The 17001-nt window shown below is 76.3% G+C and carries 14 protein-coding genes and 1 riboswitch; of the genes, 7 read left to right on the top strand and 7 right to left on the bottom strand.

Features of this window, described 5'->3' with window-relative positions; translation table 11 throughout:
• Positions 1-130 precede the first annotated feature (130 nt).
• Positions 131-967 (top strand): HpcH/HpaI aldolase/citrate lyase family protein, encoded by an 837-nt coding sequence (locus tag ACI792_RS19815; protein WP_456604097.1) that lies wholly within the window; start codon positions 131-133, stop codon positions 965-967.
• 3 nt (positions 968-970) lie between these two features.
• Here ACI792_RS19815 and ACI792_RS19820 read toward each other — a convergent pair whose 3' ends face one another.
• Positions 971-2557, bottom strand: coding sequence for a diguanylate cyclase (locus ACI792_RS19820; protein WP_456604098.1), 1587 nt, complete (start codon positions 2555-2557; stop codon positions 971-973).
• Positions 2558-2635: 78 nt separating this feature from the next.
• The gene (locus tag ACI792_RS19825) at positions 2636-4270 is read right to left on the bottom strand and encodes a glycoside hydrolase family 13 protein (RefSeq protein ID WP_456604099.1); all 1635 of its coding nucleotides are present in this window, start codon (positions 4268-4270) and stop codon (positions 2636-2638) included.
• A gap of 169 nt (positions 4271-4439) precedes the next feature.
• Here ACI792_RS19825 and ACI792_RS19830 point away from each other — a divergent pair, with 169 nt between their 5' ends.
• The 5 genes from ACI792_RS19830 to ACI792_RS19850 all read left to right on the top strand — a co-directional run bounded on the left by ACI792_RS19830 (position 4440) and on the right by ACI792_RS19850 (position 11518).
• Complete coding sequence (locus ACI792_RS19830) at positions 4440-5669, top strand: saccharopine dehydrogenase family protein (RefSeq protein ID WP_456604100.1); 1230 nt, start codon at positions 4440-4442, stop codon at positions 5667-5669.
• Positions 5670-5738: 69 nt separating this feature from the next.
• Positions 5739-6320, top strand: a complete 582-nt coding sequence (locus ACI792_RS19835) for a DNA-directed RNA polymerase subunit alpha C-terminal domain-containing protein (RefSeq protein WP_456604101.1) — start codon at positions 5739-5741, stop codon at positions 6318-6320.
• A gap of 13 nt (positions 6321-6333) precedes the next feature.
• Positions 6334-7944, top strand: a complete 1611-nt coding sequence (locus tag ACI792_RS19840) for a bifunctional 3'-5' exonuclease/DNA polymerase (protein ID WP_456604102.1) — start codon at positions 6334-6336, stop codon at positions 7942-7944.
• A 163-nt stretch (positions 7945-8107) separates the two neighbouring features.
• A riboswitch (cyclic di-AMP (ydaO/yuaA leader) is annotated at positions 8108-8234 on the top strand.
• Positions 8235-8504: 270 nt separating this feature from the next.
• Complete coding sequence (locus ACI792_RS19845) at positions 8505-9389, top strand: hypothetical protein (RefSeq protein ID WP_456604103.1); 885 nt, start codon at positions 8505-8507, stop codon at positions 9387-9389.
• Between the two features lie 248 nt (positions 9390-9637).
• On the top strand, positions 9638-11518 hold the full coding sequence (locus ACI792_RS19850; RefSeq protein ID WP_456604104.1) for a protein kinase domain-containing protein: 1881 nt from the start codon (positions 9638-9640) through the stop codon (positions 11516-11518).
• Positions 11519-11611: 93 nt separating this feature from the next.
• Here the strand turns inward: ACI792_RS19850 and ACI792_RS19855 are convergent, their stop codons facing one another.
• The 3 genes from ACI792_RS19855 to ACI792_RS19865 are packed head-to-tail and all read right to left on the bottom strand — an operon-like array spanning position 11612 to position 13723.
• Positions 11612-11767 carry a hypothetical protein gene (locus tag ACI792_RS19855; RefSeq protein WP_456581403.1) on the bottom strand — a complete coding sequence of 52 codons (156 nt, stop codon included), beginning with the start codon at positions 11765-11767 and terminating at the stop codon, positions 11612-11614.
• 56 nt (positions 11768-11823) lie between these two features.
• Positions 11824-13287 carry a protein adenylyltransferase SelO gene (locus ACI792_RS19860; protein WP_456604105.1) on the bottom strand — a complete coding sequence of 488 codons (1464 nt, stop codon included), beginning with the start codon at positions 13285-13287 and terminating at the stop codon, positions 11824-11826.
• A 43-nt stretch (positions 13288-13330) separates the two neighbouring features.
• On the bottom strand, positions 13331-13723 hold the full coding sequence (locus ACI792_RS19865) for a WhiB family transcriptional regulator (protein ID WP_456604106.1): 393 nt from the start codon (positions 13721-13723) through the stop codon (positions 13331-13333).
• A gap of 197 nt (positions 13724-13920) precedes the next feature.
• Here ACI792_RS19865 and ACI792_RS19870 point away from each other — a divergent pair, with 197 nt between their 5' ends.
• Positions 13921-14769: a mechanosensitive ion channel family protein gene (locus ACI792_RS19870; RefSeq protein WP_456604107.1), complete on the top strand. Its 849-nt coding sequence runs from the start codon at positions 13921-13923 to the stop codon at positions 14767-14769.
• Here ACI792_RS19870 and ACI792_RS19875 read toward each other — a convergent pair whose 3' ends face one another.
• The gene (locus ACI792_RS19875; RefSeq protein ID WP_456604108.1) at positions 14770-16635 is read right to left on the bottom strand and encodes a helicase-related protein; all 1866 of its coding nucleotides are present in this window, start codon (positions 16633-16635) and stop codon (positions 14770-14772) included.
• A gap of 113 nt (positions 16636-16748) precedes the next feature.
• Positions 16749-17001 (bottom strand): HNH endonuclease signature motif containing protein (locus tag ACI792_RS19880; RefSeq protein WP_456604109.1); only part of this gene is annotated, 253 nt, incomplete at its 5' end.

Here is a 17001-nt window from a genome sequence, read left to right on the forward strand (position 1 = left end):
GCCCCTGCGCGCGCGGCGTACCTCCAGGCCGTCTCAGGACACGTCGGCGGGCGCACCGGTGTGGTGCGCGCAACCGTCGGGCGTGGCGCGCCGGAAGGTGCTGGGAGCCGATCCGTACGAGGATGGGGACGTGGTGAGAACGCGGAAGGTCGGACCTGAGGACGCACGCTCCTGGCTGCTGGTGAACGGGGCGCGGACGGAGCTCTTCGACGTCGCCCACGAGTCACGGGCCGATGCGGTGGTGCTCGACATCGAGGACGCCGTCGACCCCGCCCGCAAGGGCGAGGCGCGTGAGGGCGTCGTCCAGTGGCTCTCCCGCGAGGACCGCAGCGCCTGGGTGCGGATCAACGACCACGAGACGCCGTACTGGGCCGACGACATGGCGGGGCTGGCCGGGCTGCCCGGGCTGCTCGGCGTCATGCTCGCCAAGGCCGAGGCCGCCGAGCACGTGACGGAGACGTTCGACCGTCTCGGCGGCGCCACGCCCGTCCTCGCGCTGGTCGAGTCGGCGCTCGGCATCGAGGAGGCGGTGAACATCGCCCGGGCCCGTGGGGCCTTCCGCCTCGCGTTCGGCAGCGGCGACTACCGCCGCGACACCGGCACCAGCGCCGACGAGCTGGCCATGTCCTACCCGCGGACGCGCCTGGTGCTGGCCAGCCGCATCGGTGGCCTGCCCGGGCCGATCGACGGCCCGACCGTGAGCACCAGCCTGCCGGTCCTGCGGGAGCAGAGCGCCGTCACCGTCTCCCTCGGGCTGACCGGGAAGCTGTGCCTGGACATGGACCAGCTGCCGGTGATCAACGAGGTCATCAGCCCCGCGCCCTCGGACGTCGCCTGGGCTCGTGACTTCCTCGCCGACTTCGACGCCCGCGGGCAGGTCATCCGCGACGGCAGCGACCTGCCCCGCCTCGGCCGCGCACGCAAGATCGAGCGGCTGGCCGGGATCTTCGGGGTCGAGCCCGTCTGACGCTCAGGCCACGGTGACGACGCGGTCGCGGCCCTGCCGCTTCGCCGCGTACAGCGAGGCGTCGGCGCGGCCGAGCACCTCCGCGGGCGTGCTGCCGCCGCCGGCGATCCCGATGCTGACGGTCACCGGGACGCCACCGGTCAGCGCCGCCCACGGGTGCTCGGCGATCGCCCGGCGGACGCCCTCCAGGTGCCACGCCGCCACACCGGGCCCGGTGCCGGTCTGCACCAGCAGGAACTCCTCGCCGCCCAGCCGGGCGGCGAACGACCCGGCGGAGCCCGTGGCGGTCTCCTGGAGGATCGCGGCGACGGCCCGCAGCACCTGGTCACCGACCTCGTGGGAGCAGGTGTCGTTGACCCGCTTGAAGTGGTCGAGGTCCAGCAGTGCCACGGTCACGTCGCCCGGGCGGGCCGCCAGCAGGCGCGGCAGCTCCTCGTCGACGTAGCGGCGGTTGTACAGCCCGGTCAGCGGGTCGCGCAGCGAGAGCTCCCGGTACCTGCGGCTCTGCCGGCGGGCCTCGGTGGTCTCGTACATGGCCTGCAGCGCGCGGGCCCGCGCGTCGCGCTCGCCCGACTGCAGCTCCATGAGCTCGGCGCAGTAGCGCTTGTGCTCCTCGTACGCCGCCCGGAAGCGACCGCGGGCCGCGTGCAGCTCGGCCAGCTCGCGGCGGGCCCGCACGCGGATGGACGTCAGCCCGAACCGCTCGCAGCGGCGCACGCACTCGTCGAGGCTCTCCTGCGCCTCGTCCAGGCGCCCGCGGCGACGGCGGATCTCGGTGAGGGTCAGCAGGAAGTCGGCCCCGGCGTCGCCGTCCAGCGAGGCGTCGAGCAGCTCCGGGTGGAGACCGGGCGCCATGGCGGTCTCGGCGTCCTCGAGGCGGCCCAGCTCCATGAGGGCACGGCCGATCGTGTCCAGCCGGCCGACCCCGAGCGGGATGCCGTGCCGCGCCGCCAGCTCCTGCAGCTTCCGGCTCCAGACCAGGGCCTCCTCGAACCGCCCGGAGAGGCTCTCGCAGTAGGTGCGGTTGTTGAGCACGAGCAGCTGCCGGTCGACGTCGTCGATCTCCTCGGCCAGCTCCAGCACGTGGTCGTAGCGGTCACGGGCGGCGAGGTCGCCGTTGAGCCCCAGGCAGTCGGCCAGCCGCGCGTGGAGGTCGATCCGGGTCTGGGGCCGGACCTCCTCGTCGATCAGCTCGACGGCGCGGACGGCGTGCTCCAGCGCCAGGGAGAGGTCGCCCAGCTCCTGGAACACCGCGGTCAGGACGAAGTGGCTCCGCGCCAGGAGGCACCGGGAGCCGCGGTCGGCGGCCCAGCGGTTGATCTCCTCGGCCACCCGGCCGGCCTCGGCCACGTTGCCGAGCCGCCGCACCAGGTCGGCCTGCACCAGCCGGGCGCGCTGCTCCAGCTCGGGCATGCGCAGCCGGCGGGCCTCGGTCAGCGCCTGCTCGGCCCGCTGTTCGAGGCCGTCGTCGTCGAACCGGGAGCGGTCCTCCAGCTCGTCGATCCGCGCCGAGAGCGGCGCCGCGCCGGCGTCCGGGGGACGTGGTACGGGCAGGTCGGGAGCACGCTCCCCACCGGATCGTTCGGCCACGCTGGTCACCCGACCCCATCGGCCGGTCGCCGGCCCGGCTCCAGCGTCCGGCCCCGGGACCCCCTCGTACGGGTGGGGTCAGCCCTCGGCGAGCCAGATCGCGGTGTGCGGCGGCAGCGCCACGGTCGCCGGGGAGCGGCGCACGTGCGTGTTGGACGCCAGCAGGACCGTGCCGCGGGTGCGCACCAGCGTCGTGCCCGTGCCCATGTTGACCACGCACCGGACCACGCTGCCGTCACCGGCGGTGCACCGGACAGTGAGGACGTCGCCCCGCGTGCTGACCGTGGCCTCGCCGGAGCCCAGCGCCGGGTGCGCCTCGCGCAGCGCCAGCGCCCGCCGGTAGAGGGTCAGCATCGAGCCGCCGTCGCGCGACTGGCGGGACACGGCGTACCGGTCCCACTGGTCGGGGATCGGCAGCCAGGGCTCGGCGTCGGGCCGGGTGGAGAAACCGACCCCGGGTGCCGGGTTCCAGGGCATCGGCACGCGGCAGCCGTCCCGCCCGCTGCGGGCGCCGCCGCTGCGGAAGAAGATCGGGTCCCGCTTGGCCTCGTCCGGGACGTCGGCCTGCGGCAGGCCCAGTTCGTCGCCGGCGTAGACGTAGGCGGAGCCGGGCAGCGCCAGCATCAGCAGCGCGGCGGCCCGGGCGCGGGCGGCGCCCACGGCGCCACCGCCGAACCGGGTGACCTGCCGGTCCTTGTCGTGGTTGCCGAGCACCCAGGAGACCGGGGCGCCGACCTCGCCGAAGGCGTCCAGCGCGCTGCGCACGCCGTCGGCGAAGGCCTCGGTCGACCAGGCCGACTTCAGCAGCCGGAAGCTGAACGACTGGTGCATCTCGTCGGGGCGCGAGTACAGGGCGACCTCGCGCGGGTCGGCCAGGCACACCTCGCCGACGAGCATCGTGTCGGGGTACTCGTCGCAGATCGACCGCCAGCGCCGCCAGACGTCGTGCACCTCGGGCTGGTTCCAGGTCATCGCCTGCTCGGGGCCGTGCCCGAACAGGGTGGGGGAGTAGGCCCCCGGGTTGTCGCGCAGGCCGGCGTCCTTGAACAGGCCGTAGGCGACGTCGACGCGGAAGCCGCTGACGCCGCGGTCGAGCCAGAAGCGCAGGGTCCGCTCGAAGTCCGCGGCGACGGCCGGGTCGCGCCAGTTGAGGTCGGGCTGCTCGGGGGCGAACAGGTGCAGGTACCAGCGGCCGTCGGGGGTGCGCGACCACGCCGGCCCGCCGAAGAGCGACTGCCAGTTGTTCGGCGGCTCCTCCGACGGCGGCGCGAAGTGGTAGCGCGACGCCTCGGGGCACCCCGGGTCGGCCAGCGCGGCCTGGAACCAGGGGTGCCGGTCGGAGGTGTGGTTGGGAACGACGTCCAGCACCACCCGCAGGCCCAGCGCGCGGGCCTCGGCGACGAGCGCCTCCAGGTCGGCGACGTCGCCGTACTCCGGGTCGACGGCGCGGTAGTCCACGATGTCGTAGCCGCCGTCGGCTCCCCCGGAGGGGTAGTGCGGGTTGATCCACACCGCGTCGACCCCCAGCCACGACAGGTAGGGCAGCCGGGACCGCAGCCCGGCGAGATCCCCGATGCCGTCGCCGTTGCCGTCGGCGAACGAGCGCAGGTAGACCTGGTAGACCACCGCCGACCGCCACCACGGGGACGTCGACGACCGTTCCGCGACCTGCCGACGGGTCGCGGTCCGCACCGATGCGAGCCGCACTGCCATGCGCCCTCCATCGGCACCCTCCCGGGCTCCTGACGCACAGAGGGGGTCGGAGTGACCCGTGTTCCGGCTCGTGACCTCCCCGAGACGTGCCCGCGCGCCGCCGGCATCGCGGCCGGGGGTGGCGCCGGCCGGCGGGACACCCGGTCCCGCGGCAGGTCAGGATGGCCGCATGGCAGAAGACGCACGGACCCACGACCTCGTCGTCTACGGGGCCACCGGCTTCGTCGGCCGGCTGCTGGCGGGCTACCTCGCCGACCACGCCCCGCCCGAGACCCGCATCGCGCTGGCCGGCCGTTCCCGGGAGCGGCTCGAGGAGGTCCGCCGGGCACTGCCCTCCGGCGGTCGGAACTGGACCCTGGTCGAGGCCGACTCCACCGACCCCGCCTCGCTGGACGCCCTCGCGGCCGCGACCCGCGTGCTGGTGACGACCGTGGGCCCGTACGCCCGGTACGGGCTGCCGGTCGTGGAGGCCTGCGCCCGGGCCGGCACCCACTACGCCGACCTCACCGGCGAGGTGCTCTTCGTCCGGGACGCGATCGACCGCTGCGACGCCGTCGCCCAGGAGACCGGCGCGCGGATCGTGCACGCGTGCGGCTACGACTCGATCCCCTCGGACCTCAGCGTGTTCTTGCTGGCCCGGCAGGCCGCGGCCGACGGCGCCGGCTGCCTGCGCGACGTGCAGCTGGTCGCCACCCTGCGGGGCGGGTTCAGCGGCGGGACCATCGACTCGATGCGCGCGCAGGTGGAGGCGCTGCAGGCCGACCCGGCCCGGCGCCGGGTGGTCGGCGACCCCTTCGCGCTGAGCCCCGACCGGGCGGCGGAGCCCGACACCCGCCAGCCGCGGGACGCCGGCATGCCCACGCAGACCCCCGACGGCCGGTGGACGGCGCCGTTCGTGATGGCCCCCTTCAACACCCGCATCGTCCGGCGCAGCAACGCGCTGCAGGACTGGGCCTACGGGCGGGAGCTGCGGTACGGCGAGGTGATGGGCGTGGGGCGCGGCCCGGTGGGCGCCGTGACCGCCGCCGGGGTCACCGCCGGGCTGCTCGCCACCGTGTCGGCGATGAGCCTCTCGCCGACCCGCGCGCTGCTGGACCGGGTGCTGCCCGCGCCCGGCACCGGCCCCAGCGAGTCCGTCCGGGAGAAGGGCTGGTTCCGCATGGTCGTCGACGCCACCGCCGAGGACGGGCGGCGCTACCGGGCGACGGCCGCGGGCAGCGGTGACCCGGGGTACAAGGCCACCGCCGTGATGCTCGGGGAGAGCGCCCTCGCGCTCGCCCTGGACGGCGACCGGCTGCCCGACCGGGCGGGGTCGCTCACCCCGGCGACGGCGATGGGGGAGGTGCTGGTCGAGCGGCTGCGGGCTGCCGGGCACGTCTACGAGGTGGTCGCGGTCTGAGAGTCCTCCCGTGGGCCGGCCGACCGCCTCCGGAGCAGGCGTCGGGGGGCATGGCTAGGGTTGACCGACATGCCGACCAGCGCACCGGGACAGCCCGCGGGGACGATCCGGGACCTGGGCCTCCCCGCCCGGGCGGTCACCGCCCTCAGCCGCGCCGGGATCACCGAGGTCGAGGCGCTCGCGACCCTCAGCCGGCGGGAGCTCAGCGCCGTCGCGGGCCTCGGCCCCGGGCTGGTGGCCGCGATCCGGGCCGTCGTCCCCGAGCCGCCCGCCCGGCTGCGGGGCGCCGACGACCGGCCCGGTGCGGCGGCGCGGGACGGCGAGGGACCGGTGGCGCCGGTCATCCCGTCGTTCGAGTCGCTGCGGGGGCCGCGGCGCCGGTCGGCGGTCGACCTCCTGCTGCCCGGGGCCCCGGAGCGGCGGGAGGCCCGGGAGCAACAGGCCGTCCCCTCCCCGCCCCCCGCGCCGCCCCGGCCCGTCGCCCCCGCCGGCCGCTCCACGCCGGGCGGGGCCGGGGACCCTCCCGCCGTCCGCCCGCCCGACTACGCCGACCTGCTCCGCCTGGGCGTGCACGTCGCCCGCGCGGTCCTGGTCCTGCCGGCGCGCTGCCTGCACCGGCTGCTCGGCCGGGGCGCCCCGCCGACCCCGTAGGCCCGGGGCGCGGGTGGAGCGGGTCCTGCTCCGGCGCAGCGGTGAGGCGGTGGAGGCCGTCGAGCTCGACGCAGACGGGGCGACCGGCGCGCGGCTGGACCGGGCGGCGCTGGCCGGGTACGTGCGTCGGCGCGAGACGGGCCCCGCGCCGGTCCGCTGGGTGTGGGACGACACCACCCGCTGGTACCCGGCGCTGCTCGTGGCCGGGGTCCGAGTGGAGCGGTGCAGCGACCTGCGGCTGGGCCACGCGATCCTGCGGCGGTCGCCGTTCGCCGCCCGGGAGCTGCTGGCCGGGGAGGACACCCCGGGCTGGGACGCGCTGGCGCCCGGCCCGCCGCCGGAGTCGGCCCTGTTCCCGCTGGCCGACCCCGCCGACCTCCTCGACCCGCTGGCCGAGCACCGGCGCCAGCAGGCGACCGTGGCCGCCTCCCCGGAACGGGACCGGCTCGCCCTGCTGCTGGCCGCGGAGTCCTCCGGTGCGCTGGTCGCGGCCGAGCTCGCGCACACCGGGCTGCCGTGGCGCACCGACGTGCACGAGCGCCTGCTGACCGGCCTGCTCGGTCCGCGCCCGCCGGCCGGTGCTCGCCCGGCGGTCCTCGCGCGGCTGCTGGGCGAGGTCCGGAGGTCGTTCGGGGCGCCCGCGCTCAACCCCGACTCGCCCGGCGAGCTGCTGCGGGTCCTGCAGCACGCCGGGCTGCCGATCGCCGATACCCGGTCCTGGACGCTGGAGCAGCTGGACCACCCCGGCATCCCGGCCCTCCTGGAGTACCGGAAGCTGTCCCGGCTGCTCGCGGCCAACGGGTGGGCGTGGCTGGACACCTGGGTGCGCGACGGCCGGTTCCGTGCGGTCTTCGTCCCCGGTGGGGTGGTGACCGGGCGGTGGGCGTCCTCCGGGGGCGGGGCGCTCTCGGTGCCCACCGTCGTCCGGCCAGCGGCGGTCGCCGACCAGGGGTGGCGGTTCGTCGTCGCCGACGTCGCCCAGCTGGAGCCGCGGGTGCTGGCGGGGATGAGCGGGGACGGCGCCATGGCCGAGGCGGCGCGGGCCGCCGACCTCTACGCGGGGATGGTCGCCGCGGGCACCGTGGCCACCCGGGCCGACGCCAAGCTCGGCATCCTCGGCGCGATGTACGGCGGCACCCGGGGTGAGAGCGGGCGCATGATGCCCCGGCTGGCGCGCCGCTACCCCCGCGCCATCGGGCTGGTGGAGGACGCCGCCCGCGCCGGGGAGCGCGGCGAGGTGGTGCACACCCTGCTCGGCCGGGGGTCGCCGCGGCCCGGGGCGTGGCCGCACGAGGAAGGGGACCGGGCCCGCCGCGCCTGGGGCCGGTTCACCCGCAACTTCGTCGTCCAGGGCACGGGCGCGGAGTGGGCGCTGTGCTGGCTGGCCGACCTCCGCAACCGGCTGTGGCGGCTCGGGGACGGCGACACCGTCGGCGCGCGGCCGCACCTGGTGTTCTTCCTCCACGACGAGGTGGTGGTGCACACGCCCGAGCACCTGGCCGACGAGGTGGCCGAGGCGGTCCGCGCCGCCGCGGCGACCGCCGGGCGGCTGCTGTTCGGCGCCTTTCCCGTCGACTTCCCGCTCGACGTCGCCGTCGTGCGGTCCTGGGCGGACGCCGGCTGACGCGCGCCCGCGCTACACCACCGACCGGGCCGGCGGCCCACCGCGACACACGTCACGTCCTGGAAATCGGCGCCTGCGGATTGTCACGACTGCATAACGACGGTTACGGTGGCTGCGCCCCGGTCGGTCGTTCTCTCCCCGCCAGGGGAGGTCCGCCGGGCGCCGCCGAGCCGTCCTCCGGGACGGGCCGGGGACCCACCGCAGCACTGGGGTGAATCGCGCGCCGGCCACGTGACGGCGCGGGTAGGGCGACTTCCTGCGCCCGAATCCGTCAGCTAACCCGGTAGGCGGCACCACGGAAGAAACGGAGAGCCGCCCCGAATGGCGCGCCCCTGCACCGCCGCACGACCCTGCGCCCGCCGGCACCGCCGCCTCCGGGCCCGTCCGCGGATCTGATCGCACGCGCCGCCCGGCGCCCCGCCGGTCGCCCGCCGACCCGCACCGGCCTCCCCGCCGCTGCGTGCCGGCCCCGCGACCCGCGCCCGGGCCCGCTGTCCGCATCCTCCGCGGTCCGCCGTCACCGGCCGACCGCGCCCCACACCCCGGAGCACCCGAACACCATGGACCCCCGCACCACCACCGGCCGACGCGGCCGGCTCGCCCTCCACCGCCCGCCGGCGTCCGTCCGCCGGCCGGCCCTCTACCTCGCCGTCGCGGTCGCCGGCGCCGTCCTGGTCAACGGCCTCGTCGGTACCGACCCCGCCGTCCAGGCCGGGGCCACCACCTCCGAGTCCGTCAGCGTCGCCCAGGAGCTGGGCCTCTCCGCGCAGTCGGGCCCCGTCGACGTCACCGAGGACCTCCAGGCGCTGGAGGACCTGGCGGCCAGCCGCAGCACGCGCGAGGCCGACCAGGCCGCCGCGCAGCAGGCCCAGGCCGCCGCCGACCAGGCGGAGCTGGACCGGCAGAAGGCGGAGGCGGAGGCCGTGGCCCGCGCCGAGGCCGAGAAGAAGGCGGCCGAGGAGGCCGCGGCGGCGGAGGCCGCGGCGGCCGAGCAGGCCCACGAGCACGCCCCGGCGGCCCCGGCCAGCCCGACGCAGCAGGCGCGGGCGGCAGCCACCGCCGCCGCCTCGGTGGCGGCCTCCGCCGTCGCCCGCATCACCAACAGCTCCGGCAGCGTGCGCCCGCAGGTCCAGGCCGCGGCCGACGCCGTGGTCAGCAACGTGCCCGGCGCCGCGGGGATCACCCTGGGCGGCACCCGGCCCAGCGCCGCCGACCCGGGCGGGCACCCCTCGGGGCTGGCGCTGGACTACATGGTGATGTCGAACGCCGCCCTCGGGGACGCCATCGTCGAGTACCACCGCGCGCACTGGGCCGAGCTCGGCGTGGACTACCTCATCTGGGAGCAGCGGATGCTCTCCTCGCCGGGCGGCTCCTGGCAGGCCATGGAGGACCGCGGCAGCGGCACGGCGAACCACTTCGACCACGTGCACGTCAACTACAACTGAGCACTCCCGCAGCGGCTCCCAGGTGACCCGGCGGATCCCGGCCGGGTGCCTGCGTGCTGTCCCTCTCGGAGCGGATCCCCGCGGCCGGTAGGGCGGTCGGCCCGGCCGACCGCCGCTCGCAACCTCGTCGGGCGTGTCGCGGTTCAGGCCCCCTCGTGGTGGGCACCCATGAGAGGCGCACGGGCACGCGAGGACGCACGGGGTGGACCTCGCGAGCACCGACACGAGGAGATTCGGGAGATTCGGGAGTGACCACGGCCGGAACCAGCCGACGATGCCTGGACGGCCGCTACCAGCTCCACGAGCTCATCGCCGTCGGTGGCATGGGCGAGGTCTGGCGGGCCAGTGACCAGCAGCTCCACCGGACGGTGGCGGTCAAGGTGCTCCGCAGCGAGTACGCCGACGACCCCGTCTTCGTCGCCCGCTTCCGCGCCGAGGCCCGCCACGCGGCCGGGTTGAGCCACCCGAACATCGCCGCCGTCCTCGACTACGGGGAGACGACGGCCCCGGACACGGGCGAGCACCTGGCCTACCTGGTGATGGAGCTGGTCGAGGGCACGTCGCTCTCGGCGCGGCTGGCCGAGGAGGGCTCGCTGGACACCCGGGCCACGCTGGCGCTGCTGCGGCAGGCGGCCGCGGGCCTGGCCGAGGCCCACCGCGCCGGCGTGGTGCACCGCGACGTGAAGCCGGCCAACATCCTGCTCGGGCCGGACGACACGGTGAAGCTCACCGACTTCGGCATCTCGTGGTCGGCGGGGAGCGCCCCGATCACCGGAACCGGCCAGGTCGTGGGCACCGCCCAGTACATGTCGCCCGAGCAGGCGCGGGGGGAGCACGTCAGCCCGGCCAGCGACGTCTACGCCCTCGGCCTGGTCGGCTACGAGTCCCTCACCGGGCACCCCGCCTTCGACGGCGACAACCCGGTCACCGTCGCGCTCAAGCAGGTGCAGGAGGCCCCCGAGCCCCTCCCCGCGGAGCTGCCGCCGGACGTCCGCGCCCTCATCGACGCCGCCCTGGTCAAGGACCCCGACGAGCGCCCGCGCGACGGCGGGGCCTTCCTCGCCGCGATCGAGGAGACGATCCGGCGGCCGTCCGGCGAGGCCCCGACGCAGTCGGTGGTGGCGGCCCCGGTGCAGCGTGAGCGCCGGGCGGAGCGCGCGCGCAAGGCCGCCGCGAGGCGCCGGCCCGCCCGGGTGACCCGTCCGGAGCCCGGACCGTCCGCCCGCCGTCCGCTCGTCGCGGTGCTGCTGCCGCTGGTGGCCCTGCTCCTGCTCGGCGCGGGTGCGGTGGCTCTCGTCTCCGGACCTGGGCCGGACACCACCGCCTCGGACTCCTCGGCCGGCGTGGTCTTGCACAGCGAGGACTACCTCGGCCGCCCCGCCGCGGAGGTCGCGGCCGAGCTCGGCGCCCTCGGCCTCACCGTCCGGCAGGTGGAGGACCCGACTCGGGAGCGCGCCCCCGGCACGGTGACCGGCCTCGACCCGGTGGTCACCCTGCTCCGCCCGGGTGACGTGGTCCGCCTCTCCGTCGCCGTGCGGCCCGGCGCGCGCTCGCCCGTGCCGGCGCCCTCCACCGGTGGGGGTGCGACGCCGGTGCTGCGTCCCGAGCCTGTCGCGCCCGCCCCGGAGCTCCCGGCGGAGGACCCGGTCCGGAACGGCCCGGCTGCGGGCGGTGGGAGCGCTCCGGCCCCCGGCCGTCCCGCGGCGCCCACCAGCGACCCCACGACCCCGGCCGGGGGCGGCGACCCGACGGGCGAGCCGACCACCCCGGCGCAGGGCGGCGACCCGACGGGGGAGACGGCGACCCCGCCGGAGACCGGCGGCCCCACGAGCGAGCCGACCACCCCGCCGGAGACCGGCGGCCCCACGAGCGAGCCGACCACCCCGCCCGAGACCGGCGGCCCCACGAGCGAGCCGACCACCCCGCCCGAGACCGGCGGCCCCACGAGCGAGCCGACCACCCCGCCCGAGACCGCCGGCCCCACGAGCGAGCCGACCACCCCGCCCCAGACCGAGGACGAGGAGGACGGGGACGACGGCGGTGAGGACGACGGTGACGAGGACGACGGCGACGACGAGGACGTCGATCCGGAGGCGTCCGGGCAGGTGTCGTCCGCCGCGCGGGTCTGACCGCGCGAGCGCCGTGGCCTGACGACCGGTCAGCCGCGGGCGGGGGTCATCGCCTCGCGGGCGTGGTCCACCACAGCGGTACGGGGACGCGGCTCAGAGCAGCCGGTCGAGGTCGTCCGGCCCGGGGGCGGTGCCGCCGGAATCGGGCAGGGGTGAGGCGTCGGGGACGTCGTCGTCGGGGGGCTCCGGGGCCACCGGCCCCTCGGCGTAGAGGGTGTCGGGGTCCCGGGGGTCCATCTCGCGCGGCACGGACGGCGACTACCCGGCGGCGGCGCGGTGAACCCGCCCGGCCCCGCCCTGACCGCTCAGGTGCCGCAGAAGGTGCGGTACGCCCCGAAGTCCTGCGGCGCGGGCCCCGCGTAGCGCTCCAGGCCGGGCCGCTCGTCGAAGGGCTGGGTCACGGCCTCCAGGAGCCGCCGGAGCGGCGCGAGGTCGCCCTCGGTCGCCTCCTCGAGGGCCTCCTCGACGAGGTGGTTCCGCGGGATGTAGACCGGGTTGACGCCGTCCATGCCGTCGGCGTCGGGGTGCAGCGCCCGCCAGCGCTCCAGCCAGCCGTCGATGCCGGCCAGGTCGAGGAAGAGCAGGCGCACGCGCTCGACGTCGCCCCGGGCCGCCGCGCCGAGCCCGCGGAACAGCGAGGTGAGGTCGACGTGGTCGCGGGCGAGCAGGGCGAGCAGCTCCTCGGCCAGCTCGCGCACCACGGCGTCGTCGGTCCCGTCGGGCAGCCCGAGCTTCGCGCGCACGCCGGCGGTCCAGGCCGCCTCGTACCGCGGGGCGAACTGGCGCAGCGACGCGACGGCGAGCGCGACCGCCTGCTCCTGGTCCTCCGACAGCAGCGGCAGGAGCGCCTCGGCCAGCCGGGCGAGGTTCCACTCCGCGACCACCGGCTGGTTGCCGTAGGCGTAGCGCCCGGAGTGGTCGATGGAGCTGTAGACGGTGGCCGGGTCGTACGCGTCGAGGAAGGCGCACGGGCCGTAGTCGATCGTCTCGCCGGAGATGGTGGTGTTGTCGGTGTTCATGACGCCGTGCACGAAGCCGACCAGCATCCAGCGGGCCACCAGCGCGGCCTGGGCGGCGACGACGGCGTCGAACAGGGCCAGGTAGGGCTGGTCGGCCTCCGCCGCCTGCGGGTGGTGCCGGGCGATGGCGTGGTCGGCCAGGCGGCGGAGCAGGTCGACGTCGCCGGTGACGGTGGCGTACTGGAAGCTGCCCACCCGCAGGTGGCTGCTGGCCACGCGGGCCAGGACGGCGCCGGGCAGCAGCGTCTCGCGGCGCACGGCGCGGCCGGTGGCCACCACGGCGAGGGCCCGCGTCGTAGGGATGCCGAGGGCGTGCATCGCCTCGCTGACCACGTACTCGCGCAGCATCGGGCCGATCGCGGCGAGGCCGTCGCCGCCGCGGGCGAACGGCGTGCGGCCCGAGCCCTTGAGGTGCAGGTCGCGCGGGGCGCCGTCCGGGCCGGTGAGCTCGCCGAGCAGCAGGGCGCGCCCGTCGCCGAGCCGCGGGGTGAACCCGCCGAACTGGTGCCCGGCGTAGGCCTGCGCGACCGGGGTGGCGCCGTCGGGGACGAGGGTGCCGGCCAGCAGGCGGACGCCGTCGGGGGAGCGCAGGGTCGCGGCGTCCAGACCCAGCTCCGTGGCCAGCGGCTCGTTGAGGAGCAGCAGCCGGGGATCGGGGGTCTCCTCGGCGTGCCAGGGCACCGACATCTCCGGGAACTCGCGCGCGAAGCGGTCGTCCAGGACAACGGTCCGTGCCGGTGCGGAGGTCACGCCCCCCAGGGTACGAGCGAACCCGAGGGCCGGCCGGGGACGATCAGGCGCTGATGGTCTCGCGGCGCTGCAGGCGGACCCGGCGGCGCTCGCGCTCGGAGAGGCCGCCCCAGATGCCGAAGCGCTCGTCGTTGGCGAGGGCGAACTCGAGGCACTCGGCGCGCACGGGGCAGCCGGTGCACACCCGCTTGGCATCGCGGGTGGAGCCGCCCTTCTCCGGGAAGAACGCCTCGGGGTCGGTCTCGGCGCAGAGGGCGTCCAGCCGCCACGCCTCGGGGGAGACCGCCTCGGCCGGCCAGGCCGGGGCGGTGAAGGCGTCGAAACCGGCGTCGCAACCGGTGTCGTAGCCGGTGTCGAAAGCGGCGTCGGCGGGGCCGAGGTCCTGGGCGGCGGAGCCGGGAACCAGGGTGAGCACGGGGCGGGAGAACGAAGACACGGGAAGCTCCTCGGAGGACGTGGTGCAGGCGGGGTGACGGACCGGTACGGCCTGCTTGCTACCTGTGACGTTACGGAGCCGGGGCCGCGTTCGGCACTGGCAGAATCCACACGGAACCGGCTCGTCCGATTGGCAGGTCTGCGGCCGCGCGTGGACGTCGGGCGGCGGGATCTCCGGAGGCTGCCTAGCCTCCGGAGGTGGCCGGAGCGCACCTGACCAACCTGTGGACGGCGGCCGAGGACCCCGTCGACGCCGTCGTCACCGACCCGATCACCTGGCAGCAGGGCCTCCAGGCCCTGGTCGTGCTCGTGCTGGGCATCGTCCTGGCGATCGTCGTGCGCCGCGGTCTGGTCCGCGCCATCGACCGGGAGGGCAGCCGCCACGTCGGCCTGGTCGTGGGCCGCTTCGCGAGCGTGGTGATCGGCGCCGTCGCGGCCGTCTACGCCCTCGACCTGCTGGGGGTGAGCATCGGCCCGCTGGTGGGCGCCCTGGGTGTGGGCGGGATCGCGATCGCCTTCGCCGCGCAGGACATCCTGCAGAACTTCATCGCCGGCGTCCTGCTGCAGGTGCGCCGCCCGTTCCGGGTGGGGGAGCAGATCGGCAGCGGCGACCACGAGGGCGTCGTGGAGGACGTCAACCTGCGCACCACGGTGCTCAACACCTACGACGGTCTGGTGGTGTACCTGCCGAACGCCGAGGTGCTCAAGCAGCCGATCGTCAACTACACCCGGACGCCGCTGAGCCGCACCTCGCTGACGGTCGGCCTGCCCTACGACGTCGACCTCGACCAGGCGCGGCAGGTGCTGCTCGCCGCCTGCCTGGAGACCGACGAGGTGCAGGCCAGCCCGCCACCGGAGGTGTGGGTGGAGGAGTTCGCGGACTCCTCGATCAACGTCGCGGTCCGCTACTGGCACCCGGCGGACATCGCCAGCCGGTGGCGGGTGCGCAGCGCGGTCGCCATCTCGGTCAAGACGGCGCTGGACGCTGCCGGGATCTCCATCCCCTTCCCGCAGCGGGTGCTCTGGTTCCCCGAGGGCCCCGGCTGATCAGCTGCGGCGGGAGCGGCCCCGCGGACCACCCTGCCGCCCGCCGAGCGCCCGGCCGGCGGCCCGGCCCGCCGTCCGCCGACCACCGCCGACGGGCCGGCGCTCGCGCTCGCTCTCGCGCCGGCCGGCCGGGGCGCTGCAGGGCCGGCAGGTGGTGAACCAGGGAGCGATCGCGTTACCGCACTCGACGCACTTGCCGGAGCGACCCAGCGCGATGGCATCGGGGAGCAGCTCGGTGATCATCTCCGCGCACTCCTCCTCGACCCACGCGGCGTCCTCGCTGTCCAGGCCGGCGACGCCGGGGAACTGGCGCAGCAGGGTCTGGGCGTCGCGGGCCGCTGCTGCCGCCTGCTCGTACTCCTCGACGGTGCCCCCGCGCGGGACGTCGGGCAGCACGGTCTCCGGCGGGACCGGGAGACCGACGGCGTGCTGCAGAGCGGCCCGGGCGAGCACCAGCCAGCGGGTGCGGCGCGGCGGGTTGTAGTCGATCGCGAGGTTGACCAGTCGCCACACGGTGTTCAGGTCGCCGGCCGCGCCCAGGGGGCCGCGCAGCAGCGGCAGCAGGGCGTGCACCCGGAGGACGAGGCTCGTGACGTCGTCGGCGGTCATCGCCTGGTCGCGGGTCGCGGCCCGGGCCCACGCCATCCAGCGGGTCAGCGCCTCGGGGAGGTCGACCGCCTCGAAGGCGCCGAGGTCCTCGAGCTCGGGGCGCAGCCGGGGGGCGCGCTTGGGCAGGTCGCTCATCTCGTCGCCGCGCGCGACCGCGGCGCCGGCGCCGACCAGCGCCGCCAGCGGCTTGAGCCCGCTGACGCCGATCAGGATCCCGGCGGCGCCGTGGCCGGTGAGGCCGTAGCGCCCGGCCCGCCCGGCGATCTGGGCGGCCTCCCAGGTGCGCAGCGGCCGCATCTCCTGGCCGTCGAACTTGGTGGTCTCGGCGAAGAGCACGGTGCTGGCCGGGACGTTGATGCCGTGGCCGATGACGTCGGTGGTGACCAGGACGTCGAGCTCACCGCTGGTGAACCGCTCGATGACCTCCCGCCGGGTGGCCGGAGGCAGCGCGCCGTAGAGGACGCCCACCTTGCCGGGGCGGTGCTGGTCGAGTTCGGCAGCGACCGCGTAGACGGCCTTGCGGGAGAAGGCGACGACCAGGGTCTGCGGCCGGACGTTCGCCGGCCGCACCGGCGCCCGGAGGACGTCCAGCCGCGACAGCCGCTTGTGGTTGACCACCTCGACGTGCTCGGCGTCGGAGACCAGCGGCTTGAGCACGAGGTAGGCCTCGGCGGCGGAGATCAGGTGCATCTGGCGGTACTCGCCGGTGAGCAGGAGCCGCGCCCAGTGGTGCCCGCGGTCGGGGTCGGTGACCCAGTGGGCCTCGTCGAGGACCAGCATCTCGCCGCGGTCGGGGGCCTTCTCCACGGTGCAGCAGACGATGGGCGCGAAGGGGTCGATCTCCTCCTCGCCGGTCGACAGACCCACGGTGCCCTCGGGCAGCTGGGCGGAGAGCTTCGCGTAGGCCTCGTGCGCCAGCTGGCGGAGCGGTGCGGCGTAGACGCCCGCCCCGGTCGCGGCCAGCGCCTGGAGGGACTCGTAGGTCTTGCCGGAGTTGGTCGGGCCGAGGTGGAAGACGACCTCCTCCGGCCGGGTGGCGCGGGCGGGCAGCTCCGGTGCGGCGCCCTCGACCCAGCTCTGCTGGGCGAGCTTCTCCTCGCGGGCGGCGGCGCGGTCGGTCTCGCGGGTGGCGCGGGTGGCGTCGTCGGTGCCGCGCGTGCGGCGGGCGGCGTCGTCGGTGCCGCGCGCGGCGGCCGAGCGGCTGGCGGAGCGGTTCCGTCGGCGGGCGGGCGCGGGCTGGGGGTGGTGCTCGGGCAAGCGTGATCCTCGAAGTGCTCGGGGGCAGGTGCGCGCCTCTGCCGAGCCGCGTCGTCTCCAGAGCCAACACCGGACGGTGCCGATGCATGCCCGCGGGGTCGGGAGCGGCCCGCTCACCCCGTCCGTGACCGTTCGGGCGCTGTCGTGATGCGGGGGAGGACGAGGATCTCGGTGCCGTCGGGCCGGTAGGTGCGCCATCGGCCGTCGGGTCGTCGTTCGACGCGGAACCCGTGGTGCACCTTGGTGTGGTGCCGTTCGCAGAGCAGGGCTGAGTTCTCCAGCGAGGTGTCCCCGCCGTCGGCCCAGTGCACGATGTGGTGGACGTCGCACCAGTGGGCGGGGGCATGGCAGCCTGCGAACGAAAGG

The sequence above is a fragment of the Blastococcus sp. SYSU DS0669 genome (assembly GCF_054050895.1).

What these genes read in the sequence shown, in the direction of transcription:
- ACI792_RS19825 (WP_456604099.1), bottom strand. Translation starts at nt 4,270, where the DNA reads ATGGCAGTGCGGCTCGCATCGGTGCGGACCGCGACCCGTCGGCAGGTC.
- ACI792_RS19845 (WP_456604103.1), top strand. Translation starts at nt 8,505, where the DNA reads ATGGACCCCCGCACCACCACCGGCCGACGCGGCCGGCTCGCCCTCCAC.
- ACI792_RS19830 (WP_456604100.1), top strand. Translation starts at nt 4,440, where the DNA reads ATGGCAGAAGACGCACGGACCCACGACCTCGTCGTCTACGGGGCCACC.
- ACI792_RS19835 (WP_456604101.1), top strand. Translation starts at nt 5,739, where the DNA reads ATGCCGACCAGCGCACCGGGACAGCCCGCGGGGACGATCCGGGACCTG.